Annotated in this window: 8 protein-coding genes and 4 pseudogenes; 4 read left to right on the top strand and 8 right to left on the bottom strand. The window is 55.8% G+C overall.

All coding sequences use genetic code 11. From position 1 onward, the window contains the following. Window positions 1-296, bottom strand: a pseudogene (locus Q363_RS26875) (ISAs1 family transposase); the annotation flags it as partial. Between the two features lie 12 nt (window positions 297-308). Continuing rightward, window positions 309-635 carry a hypothetical protein gene (locus tag Q363_RS26880; protein WP_035356901.1) on the bottom strand — a complete coding sequence of 109 codons (327 nt, stop codon included), beginning with the start codon at window positions 633-635 and terminating at the stop codon, window positions 309-311. Window positions 636-668: 33 nt separating this feature from the next. Here Q363_RS26880 and Q363_RS46905 point away from each other — a divergent pair. The 4 genes and pseudogenes from Q363_RS46905 to Q363_RS46910 form a co-directional block, all read left to right on the top strand. Next, window positions 669-777, top strand: a pseudogene (locus Q363_RS46905) (Tn3 family transposase); the annotation flags it as partial. Between the two features lie 494 nt (window positions 778-1,271). Beyond that, window positions 1,272-2,588, top strand: a complete 1,317-nt coding sequence (locus Q363_RS26885; RefSeq protein WP_211256370.1) for an extracellular solute-binding protein — start codon at window positions 1,272-1,274, stop codon at window positions 2,586-2,588. Window positions 2,589-2,666: 78 nt separating this feature from the next. Continuing rightward, a complete protein-coding gene (locus Q363_RS26890) occupies window positions 2,667-4,637 on the top strand; it encodes a sensor histidine kinase (protein WP_084080807.1) in 1,971 nt (656 codons plus the stop codon). Between the two features lie 265 nt (window positions 4,638-4,902). Continuing rightward, window positions 4,903-5,007: pseudogene (locus Q363_RS46910) on the top strand (transposase); the annotation flags it as partial. A 57-nt stretch (window positions 5,008-5,064) separates the two neighbouring features. Here Q363_RS46910 and eutB read toward each other — a convergent pair. The 6 genes and pseudogenes from eutB to Q363_RS46915 form a co-directional block, all read right to left on the bottom strand. Beyond that, window positions 5,065-5,277 (bottom strand): annotated as a pseudogene (gene eutB / locus Q363_RS45965) (ethanolamine ammonia-lyase subunit EutB); the annotation flags it as partial. Window positions 5,278-5,314: 37 nt separating this feature from the next. Then, on the bottom strand, window positions 5,315-7,918 hold the full coding sequence (locus Q363_RS26900; RefSeq protein WP_245632497.1) for a glycoside hydrolase family 2 protein: 2,604 nt from the start codon (window positions 7,916-7,918) through the stop codon (window positions 5,315-5,317). Window positions 7,919-8,265: 347 nt separating this feature from the next. Further along, window positions 8,266-9,231, bottom strand: coding sequence for a 2-hydroxyacid dehydrogenase (locus Q363_RS26905; RefSeq protein WP_157467639.1), 966 nt, complete (start codon window positions 9,229-9,231; stop codon window positions 8,266-8,268). 828 nt (window positions 9,232-10,059) lie between these two features. Continuing rightward, window positions 10,060-10,332 carry a hypothetical protein gene (locus tag Q363_RS36930; protein ID WP_211256371.1) on the bottom strand — a complete coding sequence of 91 codons (273 nt, stop codon included), beginning with the start codon at window positions 10,330-10,332 and terminating at the stop codon, window positions 10,060-10,062. Window positions 10,333-10,342: 10 nt separating this feature from the next. After that, window positions 10,343-10,681 (bottom strand): Gfo/Idh/MocA family protein, encoded by a 339-nt coding sequence (locus tag Q363_RS43180; protein ID WP_211256372.1) that lies wholly within the window; start codon window positions 10,679-10,681, stop codon window positions 10,343-10,345. 763 nt (window positions 10,682-11,444) lie between these two features. Further along, window positions 11,445-11,654 carry a PDDEXK nuclease domain-containing protein gene (locus Q363_RS46915; protein ID WP_084080809.1) on the bottom strand — a complete coding sequence of 70 codons (210 nt, stop codon included), beginning with the start codon at window positions 11,652-11,654 and terminating at the stop codon, window positions 11,445-11,447. Window positions 11,655-12,092 lie beyond the last annotated feature (438 nt).

Below are 12,092 nucleotides of genomic sequence, written 5' to 3' on the forward strand. Positions count from 1 at the left end.
CCGTTGATGCTGCGGATGCTTTCCACTGCGACGACGGTCCGCAAACCGGGCCAGTCGCGCAAAGGCTCGAGCAGAGCGGTCTGCGGACAGGCGAAGACTCTGCGGCGGACCAGGCGTCCATGTTTGTCATCGAACTCGTCCGAGGCCGGCCGGTTGGATGAGCCAAGTGCAAAACAGGTTTCGAAGCAATGATCTCGCACCGCGGCAAAGATCTTGCCCTGATTGGCCTTGAGCGTGACCAGATAATCGGCGCCCCGTTCGAGGGTCTTGCTGGCGATCGCCTTTTGGCAGCCCATCGCGTCCAAGGCTCACGAAGGCGCGAGGGTGGAGTGGTGAAGAGTTTTGCCCAGTGGGGGAGCGTCGAAGGGCGCGAGCTTTTTTCGATGAGCGGGAGGAGCTTGCTGACGTCTGGCCACTCGGGCTTCCAGGTGAAGTGAATGGCGAGGGATGGGCGCTGGTAGCAGGGACTGAGCCAGAGATCGTCCTGCGATGGTGCGGAGTTCGGTAACGAAGAGGTGCGGCGTGATGCGGTCGCGGAGCTGTTCGACGGCGAGGATGGCGGGGTAGGCGCGGTTGAGGGGGACAAAGTATTCGGCCTGCAGTTCGGCTCCGCTCGAGGGGGTGAAGTTCATCATGATCCCGGGCGTGACGTTTTATACCCGCGTGTCCCCTTCCATACCAAAGTCATCAATGCCGCGGTGTGGGATGCAACGCATGTTCTCTCGATGGCTGCTCTATCATGAATCCGATCTGTGGATTGAAGAGCACTACACCGAGGCCGTCGCCAACGCGGCAATCTAAGCTTCAGCAACGTTTCGGGCGTGGAAGCCCTTGGCTGCCTTCGTTACGCTCACGGTCAATTGAACCGTTACGGCAAACGGGCAGAACAAGAAGGAATGCCCGATTACGATCTGCGTCGATGGCGCGAGGCGGCTGTTATCGACGACGTAAAAAGCCAAAAGAGGACCCATCACAGTCGGTCAAAGCAGCGCGAATGGTAAGAATTAGTTCGGTACCGTCCGCGGCTTCGGTGCAAAGGACAAAGGCTCGGCCAGGTGCCGGGCCTTCGTCTTGGGTACAAGGAATATGTAATATATTCAGCTCTCCGCAATTGCTAGTATCACGGCTCGGAGCTGTCCGAACACAGGGCATATGCGAGCTGCGAAGACTGATCGCGACATAGGAAGACCTCGACATCGCCCCATGCATCGAACCGCTATCGACTACTAAGCCTTCTACACAGGGTGTACATGCTCCCAACGCGCCGAGAAGTGATCGCAGGGCTATGTTCGACGCTTCTTGAATGGTTGCCGGGCTGCAATCGCGCCAAGCCGGAGCCCGTCACGATTACCTATATGGATCCGGAGTGGTCGCACGACCGGTCGCAACGACGTTTCCTCTCTGAAGGAGTTCTACGGCAATTCGAGAAAGAAACAGGGATTAAGGTAAAACACCTGCCCGCTCCCGAAACCTCAGAGGGACAGCTGAAGCTCACCCAGGAGCTGCTTGCGGAAAAGGATACGCCAGATGTATTGGGCATCGACGTCATTTGGTCCGGACTTCTGGATGACGCACTCCTTGATTTGAGGCCTTTCTTCAGTTCAGAACTTTCCGCTGCCGATCCTGACTTAGTTAAAAGCTATACGGTGAACAACAGACTTGTTGCTATTTCTTATCGCCCTTATGTTGGTGTGCTTTTGTACCGCACGGACCTGTTAGCGAAGTATGGGTACCACACCCCACCTCAGACCTGGTCCGAACTAGAGAGGATGGCTTTCCGGATTCAGGAAGGAGAGCGGGCCGCTGGTGAGAAGGATTTTTGGGGGTTTGTGTGGCCAGGGGCAGCAGACGAGTGTCTGACTTGTTTGGCTTTGGAATGGCAAGCGTCGGAAGGTGGCGGAAAGATTATCGAAGCTAACCGAACGATTAGTGTGAACAATGAGAATGCTATACGGGCATGGCAACGTGCTGCGCACTGGATCGGTTGGATATCGCCTCCAAGTGTTACTGCGTACGAGGAATGGGACTCCATCAATCATTTCGGAAACTCAGGCAAGGCAGCATTCCGGCGTGGCTGGACGTCTGACTATTTTCTCACCAACCCTGCAAAGTCAATGATTGATGGGGAAATGGGTGTGACAAGCGTCCCGTCGGGAAGTCTAGCCGTGGGAACCCTCGGCGGGTTTGGCATAGGAATATCGAAAAGGTCGAAGCACCAACGAGAAGCCATCGCGCTGGTGAAATTCCTGTTGCACAAGGAGTCGGAGCTCGAGGCTGCTAGCACAGGTGCTGAGTTGCCCACTGGAACTGCACTCTACCGTCTGCCAACCGTTCTGAAAGCATACTCGCGATCAATATCAGCTGGCCAACCTGTAGGAGAAAGGATTGTGAGTCGTCCTTCCATGGTGGTAGGGAGGAACTATGATGACGTTTCGCATGCTTATGCCCAGGCAGTGCATGCCGTATTGACGCGGAAGAAGAGCGCTCGCGTTGCTGCTGCTGAGCTGGAGGCGGAACTCGAGCACATCACCGGTTTCGTCAAAGGCCCCCCTGAACCAACCGAAACCCGGATATCCGCCCTGAAATAGCGCAGGTCAATCGCTGTGGGTTCCGTCCTTTTGTCATTGAGATAAGTTGTAGAGGCGGACATTATCATGAGATAAGCAATGCACGAAGCAATAGCAGGGCAAGGCACATTACCATCGGGCAAGCCAGCACGGATGATCACGCTCGTTTCGCGTGTTGGCATCAATACCCGGCTGACGCTCGGTTTTGTCCTGATCATCGTGTTGATGTCGGTGGCCACAGGCATCCTGCTCTGGCAGTCGCGGGTGATGCGCACTCAAGCGAACCGTCTCAAGGAAATGGACGAGCAGTTCATGGAGGTACAGCGCGCCCACGCGTTTCTTCTCTCGTTCCACAGCGAATCGGAACAATTAGTTAAGGCTCGGGATCTTGCACGCTTGCAGCAGGAAGCGCCTGCCTTGCGCAACCAGCTGAGCGATAGCCGGAGACAGACCGAAACAGTGTTCCGAGGAATCGAACCGAATAACATTCTCGATCCCACCGTCTTACAGACACTGGAGGCGATTCAAGGTTTACTGCCTTCGCAAGTTGATTCGCTTGCTGCCCTCGCATCCGTAGGAAATTGGGAGGCACTGCGTCAGCGGATGGAACAACCGCTCGAACCCTTTGAGAGCCTGAGTGCTGAACTAGTGGCTACCGCTAGCAGTGATCTACAAAAGAAACGTTCAGAAGCCGCTCGCCAGATTGAGAGTGCGCAGATTCGAACGCTATTCACCTTGCCCGGCGTAGGTGGCCTGACAATCATTGTTGCGGCTCTCTTGGGATTCAGTATCACGCAGAGCATCACTCGCCCTCTGAGATCCCTGGTCGACGGAACCTCCGCTCTCGCAAAGGGCGAATTTGGTCAGCAGGTCTCTGTGCAAGGCCGAGACGAACTCGCTCATCTCTCGCGAGTGTTCAACCAAACAACTATCAAGCTTCAGCAGCTCTATGAGAACCTCCGGCGGAGTGAACAAGAGCTTCGCAACGTCATCAACGCAATGCCAGCAATGATCTGGCGAGCAACCCCTCGAGGTGAGATTGACTTATGGAATCGCACGATGATTGAAGCGATCGGAAAGTCTGGGGAGACCTCTGAAAGCCTTGATCTCTTCTCCCAAGTCGATCCCGAACAGGTCGCAGCTGTGCAAGAGCGCTGGCGCCGATCCGTTCAATCGGGTATTCCGTACGAAGATGCGTATCGAATGCTAACCAACGACGGCAAATACCACTGGCATCTGGTTCGGGCAGAGCCGTTCCGAGATGAAGGCGAAACCATCATCAACTGGTACTGCATTGCAGTGGACATCGATGAGCAGAAGCAGGCTGAGGACCACCTTCGCGAGACACGCACCAAGCTCGGCAAAGCTTCGAAAATTGCAACTGTGGCTGAACTGTCGGCTTCGATCGCTCATGAACTCAACCAGCCACTGATGTCAGTGCTTGCAAATGCTCAAGCCGGTAAACACTGGCTCACACACAATCCGCCGAATCTGATCGAAACAAACGCATCGATTGATCGAATATTAAGAGATGCTCGCGGGGCGGATGAGACTATGCAGCGCATTCGAGCACTCTTCAAACGCGAGGCTTTCGAGAAGAAGGAAGCAAATATTCGCGAGATAGTGGGAGAGGCTGTTCGACTCATCCGGGAGGATCCAACCAAGCGTGAAATCCCAATTGACACGTATCTCGATGAGCGTCTCCCCACAGTCTCTGTGGACCCGATACAAATTCAGGAGGTGTTCATCAACCTGATTTCAAATGCGACCGAAGCGATGGAAGATATTGCAATCCCTCCCCTGGTTAAGGTTCGGGCAACCGTAACAGACCAGAGCGAGATGCTGGTACAAGTGATCGACCATGGTCCGGGAGTCAGTGATGGGGAAAACATTTTCGACGCGTTTGTGACTACGAAGGAAAGCGGGATGGGAATCGGACTGGCCGTGTCACGCTCAATCGTCGAAGCCCATGGTGGCCGCATATGGGCTGAGAATAACCCAGACGGCGGTGCGACGTTCAGTATAGCTTTACCTTTATCCTCCCTGAGTCACAATCCGAATGGACTCTGAACGTTCCTTGAACCGAACCCGGCATAGTCGGTCAACATCACATTTCGCGTCACGGCCTAATCTCATCCTGGATTTGAGTCAGAGATGGGACTGTTTCCCAATGTGCTGCGGGACGCGAGCGCTAAAGCCGCCATCAATTGGTCAAGATCATAGCAACACCAGAGAGAACCAGGTTTTGTCGGTCGTCTAGAGGCTGTTAATAACTTTAATTCCCATCTGTAGGAAGGCGGTGATTGTGTTGTTGTCATCGCGCAGCATAGTTTGGATGGGGAATAAGGGTCAGGTTGGTTATTCGAGCGATGTGAGCGATGAGGAGTGGGCTTTTGTGGCGCCCTATCTGGCGTTGTGTCGGGAAGACGCTGGGCAGCAGGTGCGACACCGCCGCAAACGCCGTCGCATCGTGCGTGTCGAAGATCAGCCGCGTCACATCGTCCGGCTCGTACGGAACCACCGCCTCGCTCAGAAAGTGCTTCAGCGGCAGGTCCGCAAGCGCATACCGAGCCGCCGCACGCTCCATCTCCGACTCAGCGGCCACTCCCGCCAGCCCATCGCCCGAACGCATCGGCGTAGCCTTCGCCAGCAGCGTCTTCAGATCGTCGAAGCGATAGTTGCAGCCGCCCATACTGTGAGAAAAGCCCATCGCCCGCCTCGAATGCACAGCCTACAACAGCCGCGTCTCAGTCAGCCTTCATCGCCACAATCTGCGAGGCCGGCCAGTGCATCGGATCGGCATTCTCGTTAGCCCGTACCGTCACGCCCTCCTCCACCGGCTTCACCTTCACGTTGAACCCATCCACCAGCAACAGTGGAGCGTCGCCAGCCAGATCCTTCGTCGCCGCCTCTATCGTTACCGTCCGCGTCTCGCCCGGAACCAGCGACAGATAGTTATCCGAGTAGAACACCGGCAGAACCCGCCCGCCTGCGCCCTTCTTGTGCAGCTGCAGATGCGTCATCAGCGCAATCGCCTCGGTCCCGTTATGCACCGTCACCGTCAGCGCCGTCTTCTCTCCTGCCGCCTGCGAGACCGCCGTCACATCCAGCGCAGCCTCCGGCAACTTCGACAGCCCGGTAAAGTCATCCTGCGCCACGTTCCTCCAGTAGAAGTTCGTCGAGACCAGCTTGTCATCGGCTGCGTTCAAGTCCAGCTTCACGAAGTGCACCGCCGAAATATTCGCCGGAACCTCCAGCTGAGCCGCCTTCACGGTCGTGCTTCCCGCCACCTCTCCAACGTCGTACGTCTTGAGCGATGCCACCGTGCTGTCGATCCCGTAGACCGCCATCCGCACCTTCAGCCCCTTCAACGCGTCAGGCGTGTTGTTCACCACCTCGATCGCACCGGTCGCCTCGTTCAACTGCACATGCACCGTCTCCGCAGCCTTCTTCGCTGCATACAGCGATGCATTCGCCTCCAGGTCGTAGTGATACAGCTGCCATACAAAGCTCGGCTGCGCCGGATGGCTCATCCACGTAATGATTCCCGTCGTCGCCTTGAACATCTGCGCATTGCGTCCTTCATACATCCCGCGATACGCCTCATAGTTCGCCAGCTGCGCCTTCCTCACAAAGTCCGCAAGATTCCGCACCACGCCATACCGCTTCGCTAGCGTAAACGGATACTCATCGCCCCGCTGTGCTCCCTTGGCCATGTCATGCTGCGCCCAGTCGTCGTTGATCGTCTCCCAGTCCTTCTCCGGCATCATCCCCTGGATCGACTCAATCGTCGGCACCGACATCGAGCCAACCTCCGTCTTGAAGCTCTCGCTGAACGCGTAGTAGTACCGCGGCGATCTCCAGAAGTAAGGCCCATGCGACGACACCCCGCGCCCATCAGCCGAGTTCGACTGATACAGCCGCGAAGGGTCCAGCTTCCCCATCAACCCCTTCAGCATGTCATCCAGCTCCTTCGGCGGATACCCTTCGTTCCGCGCGCACCAAACCGCGATCGCCGGATGATTCCTGTACCGCTTCACCTTGTCCGTCACGTTCGCGATGTACGTCGGGATGTTCGTCACATCCGGCCCGTCTGCCGGATTCGGCTGAAAGAATTCGTCCCACAACAGAATCCCGTACTTGTCCGCGGCGTCATAAAAATCCGGGCTCGTGCTCTGTCCCACCCAGTTGCGAATGATGTTCAGGTTCGCCAGCGCATGCATGCGAAACTGCGCGTCCATGCGCTCCTTCGGGATACGCTTCATCCCCTCATCCAGACCCCAGTTGCCTCCGCGCGCCATTACCTTCACGCCATTAACCGACAGCGTCAGATTCTCCGAGTCGGCCACCTGGTACTCGATCTTGCGTATTCCAAAGTTCGCATCCGCCATTTCCGACGCCTTCTTCCCCACATCGAACCGCAACGTCACCCTGTACAGATTCTGTGGACCATAACCGTTGGGCCACCACAGCTTCGGATTCTCCACGTGCAGCCCGGCAGTCTCCTTCCCGAACGTCACATCCTGGCTGCTGTTCGGCTCAAGCGTCATCTCTTTCTGAAAATTAATCGGCGCGCCCTGCCCCGCAATCGTCCCCACTAGGACGCCCTTCACCGGCTTCTCCGTCAGGTTCCGAACTGTCGCCGCCACTGTCAGGTCGGCGGCATCGTTGGTCCGCGCCAGCTCACTCTGCACAAACGGATCCGTCACGGTCACCGGCCCCGTCGAAGACATCGTCACCGGCAGCCATATGCCTGTATCGCGATCCCGCACCGCCGGCAGCCAGTCCCACCCAATCGTCGAAAGAAACGTCGGCCCGTCGATCGCCGTCTCTCCGCCGTTCTTTCCCACGCCATTCACCACCGTATGCTCATGCGGCTCGCCCGGATGCGGTTGCGGCGCAACCAGCACCGCCAGCACGGCAGGCTTTCCCGGCTTCACAAGCGCGGTAACATCAAAATCCCCGCGAACAAACGCCCCGCGCATCTCGCCCACGCGTTGCCCGTTCACCCACACCGTCGCCGAGTAGTTCACCCCCGCAAAGTGCAGCCACGTATGCCGCCCCTTGTACGCCGCCGGAACCGCAAACGTCGTCCTGTACCAGTAGCTCGTCTTGTTCAGGCTCTCCGGAATCGCCCGCATGTTCTCCCCATACAGGGGCTCGGGATACACCTTGTTGTCCACCAGCGTCGTCAGCACCGTCCCGGGAACCGTCGCCTTGTACCACCCGCTGCTCTTGAAGGCCGCCGACGAAACCTCCGCGGCCGGAGCCGTCACCTTCGCGACGTCCTGCATCGCCCAGCCCGTAATTGCCTGGCCTGCCTGTTGAGTCTGTGCATGTGCCATCGCCATAAAAAACACACCGCCAGCGACAAGCTTCAGGGAAGCAAAAAGGGAAGTCTTAAAAAAAATCATGAATAGTCTTCGGCTCTCTCTGGAACGAGGTTTTCAGTCGCTAAAAATACTAGCGCATTGCAGTTACCTTAGGCTTCTTGTTTGCTTATCGGATTGTGCTCGATCGCAGAATTGCTGAGATAATATGTCCTCCATCGCTCCAAATCATTTTTTGTTTGTACGCCTGCAATCATGGCTGAGAGGATGATGCCGTGGATAGATCTCGAAAATTTGGCAGTGGCAGAGACTCGAATTGCTGCTGGTGGATCATGCTGCCTCATGATCCCGTATTCAAGAGGATGGGATTAGATATTGACCAGGGAGGGAGCAGTTCTGCCGGCGAGCACAGCGTCGATGTTGTCCAATGCCTGCATGCCCATGGCTGTCACGGCCTCGACGGTGGCGCCACCAATATGCGGCAAAAGGAAGGTATTCTTGAGCCCTACATAACCGGGGTGAAGGTTCGGCTCACCTTCGAAGACATCAAGCCCCGCCGCTGCGACTCGCCCACTCTTAAGGGCCGCGATGAGGTCTTCGTCTACAACAAGGCCACCGCGAGCGGTGTTGACAATGATCACGCCGGGCGGCAAGAGTTCGATCGTCTTTGCATTGATGAAATGCCGGGTGTCTGCCGTCTCGGGTGCGTTGAGGCTAAGAAACTGACTTATTCGAAGCAGATCTTCCGGTTTTTCGTGGTACACCGCGTCGCCAACTACATCTTCAGATAGAGGGGCCTGGTCAAAGTAGTGGATCTTCATTCCGAAACTTCGCGCACGAAATGCAACGGCCTGACCGACATGTCCCATTCCCACAATGCCGAGGACCTTTCCAGTAAGCTCCCAGCCGATCAGGTGGGAAAAGCTCCACGGCTTCCATCCCCCTGACCGCAGGAGCTCCTGGGCTTCATAGGCACGCCTCGAAGCAGCCAACAAAAGGAGCAACGTTATATCTGCTGTTGCGTTACTGTTCGCACCTTGAGTGTTGGCAATCGCAATCTTCCTTTCAGATGCTGCATGGAGATCGATATGTTCATAACCAACAGAGTGGGTCGCGATGACTTTTACGGAAGAGGAGACATGTTTGAAAAAATCGGAGTCCAACCTGTCAGATGGGGTTATCAACATCGCATCCGAACCTTCCGCAACCGCCAAAAGCTCGTCATGGTTAAAGGGCGTGTCCTTATGGTTACGACGTGCTTCGTACTGTTGGTCTATCCGAGCTTCGACTGGATCCAGAAAGCGAGTTGTCGTCACCAATATCGGCTTACTCACGATGTTTTCTCCTTTGACTCAAAACCAGAACTCTGATCACTGCCGAGACCCTGGTCGGCGTCCATGTTGTAAAAACTCATCGTGGGTCCCAGTGGGCTAAGCGACAGGGCGGTAAGCATCATCGGGCCGTGAGCGACTATGGTATGGCCTCTTGCGGAAAGCATTCTCAAGCGTTAGTACTGCGGTGCCGAACTTGGTCTCTGTTTCAGAACGTTTGGCCCGAATCAGCCGAAGGCTCCTGCCATGAACAGGGCAAGTCAGAGGCCAAATCTCCTGCGTGAACGCAATCCGGAGATTAGTCGTGCTTAACATGGCACTTACGCGACTGCACGCGGCGAAGTAATGCGGAGCGTGTTTCTCGCCGGATTGACTGATATTTGACTATGCGGTGGATTCTCGGCAGCGATGAGTTGCACCTCATGATCCTCTGGGCTCCGGCAACGACATCGTTGCTTAAAGGAGAATCCGCCGAGTCAACTCCACGGGAGTCAGGAAGCATGCGTTTTTGATTTGTCTCTGCGTGCTCCCCGATCGCAGCAGCGCCTAATTCTCACTGGTCTCAATTGGTGATAACAGCTCGCCAATGCACTCATTTGGCGGGACTTACTGTTGTTGGCGGATTTCTGACCTGAATTAAGACAAGAATTGTGCCAGGGATTTGTTCATACCTATTTTAAAAATAGGTAGTCTGCTCCTACGATATGTTCGCCGTCCCTGACCCTTCCTTCGTCTTGAAGGATACTGTTGGCGAGATGTACTTCTGCAATTCATTCCAAGATACTTCAGGCCGTGCCTATAAATAGAGTTGATCATTGAAGAGAGACTCTCCTAGAGTTCCTGGGGGTACACGAGGCCGATCGCAACTCGGGCATGATCGAGGATGCTCATCATCTGGCGCGACATGTAGTGCGTGATGATTGGGCTCTCTGTGCGGCTGCTGCGTAGTAGATCGCAGAAGTGACCAACTTCATAGTTGAAGCCAGTGGATTCAAAGGGCTCGTCAAGTTCCACGGTGCGTCCATCGACGTACCGGATGGTCGCATGGACAGGATTCCACCACTTGCTCGGGATTGCGACATTTCCTAAGGGCCCGGCGAGCAAAGCGTCGCCCTCACCGTGGAGCCCAAGACCGCAATAAAAGCTGAGCCATCCCGTTGAGGTGCTTGGTTTGCAGTGTGGCAAAGGTGTCGATGCCCGTTGGGCCTATTTGGCCGAAGGTCTGGACTCGTTCTACAGGGCCCAGCCAGTCGAGTGCGAGGAAGGCTTCATAGGGGCCAATGACGAGGAGGCTGCCGCCACCCACATCCAGGTTGTAGATCGGATGATTCAGCGGGACATCGGCGATGGAGGACCCTGCACGGACGAAGGCAACTTGGCCGATTGGATCCTGCTCAAGATGTTCCCGGAGCCTGCGGTAAAGAGGGAAGAATGGAGGCTTCATTGCTTCCATGAAGAGCAGGCCCCGTATGCTCGCAGACATCGACCAGGTTTAGGGGCGACGTGTCTTGCCATCCTTAAATAACTTCAATGGGTGAAGGTCAACACCTCGATGTTGCGATAAAGCTTATCGCAACTTTATCGCAACTAGAGCCCGGTCTAGCTAGATAGCTTCCTGCGCGTCGCCGGCCATTTCATAATCCCAAATTGTCGTTCGCCGCGATTGCGATCTCCTGCTCCGATCCCAGGTACCGCTCCGTGGTCTGTATCGACGAGTGCCCGAGCAAGAATTTAATCTGCTCAAGATCTCCACCGCTCTTATGCGCTCGTGGCGATGCTGATCCGGCAAACAACAACGTAATTATCGATTTTATCCTTCTGATTATGAATGACTTACAGAAGCTAGCCCGGCCTTAGCGTACATGGCAGCCCCTTTCTTGAGGTGAACCCCACAAGTGTCGCCTCGACAATGCGGCGCTTCTCCTAGCGGTACGGTGAACCCGTTTCGTAGGGCACTTGCGGCGACTTGAATCGTCTCGCTCACAAAGCCATCGTCGGCCTGATCGCGCCTTCTGTCTACACGGCGAGAGGCGGACGCTTACAGTACAGCAGCAGCCTGCGTGGAATCAAAACAAGGCCTTCTCCACTCTGAACTTCGATTCGAGTGAATGGCATCCCTAGAGCGGCTTGTCGGCAGGGGAATGAGAGGTTCGGCAAAACTCGCACAGTCTGTGCGAGTTTTATAAACTGTTCATAGCGAAAGGTTTACACAGATATCAATCAATGCCGGCCAGTAGCGACGCGATCTGGTCCGCGCTCGGCAGTTGGCCTTGCAGCCGACTCGGAACATCTGGGGTCACACTATAAGAAGAGACGCCGATCGGCAGTGTCGCGTCCTTCAACGCATACTCAACAATCAGCCGATCCTTCGATTTACAAAGAATAATCCCGATCGACGGCTGCTCCTGGATCTCATCCGTGCCCAGGGCGGGGGAGTCTCATGCAAGAAGAGTTCCGCACCCTCGTTCGCCGTGATGTTGAACCACTACAGGTCGATTCCCTGCCCGCAAATATCGAATTCATTCCCGGACAGATGAGTGTGATGCTTTCGCACGATCGAGGATCTCGCCCAGTCAATGTATAGCCTCGCTCGCGCGATCGAGACGGACGGCGACGAGTTGGCAAGAAGATACGAGGTTCAAGAGATCGCAGATGACGGCAGCCCTAATCGATCCGAGTTCGAGGCTATGCTGCAGGAGCTTTCCAATCTGGAGGCCACTCGCAGCAGGGGTGCTACTCCCCTGCCGCATCCAACAGCTTCGTAATGGCATCGTGATAGGTCAGTTTGTATCGATCAGCGTAGCCGAGCCTCCGCTTTAGAACCTACAGTTCTGGTAGGGTGCGGCGATTATTTTTCTTCGCGG

Source organism: Edaphobacter aggregans DSM 19364 (assembly GCF_000745965.1).
In the GTDB taxonomy this organism is placed as follows: domain Bacteria; phylum Acidobacteriota; class Terriglobia; order Terriglobales; family Acidobacteriaceae; genus Edaphobacter; species Edaphobacter aggregans.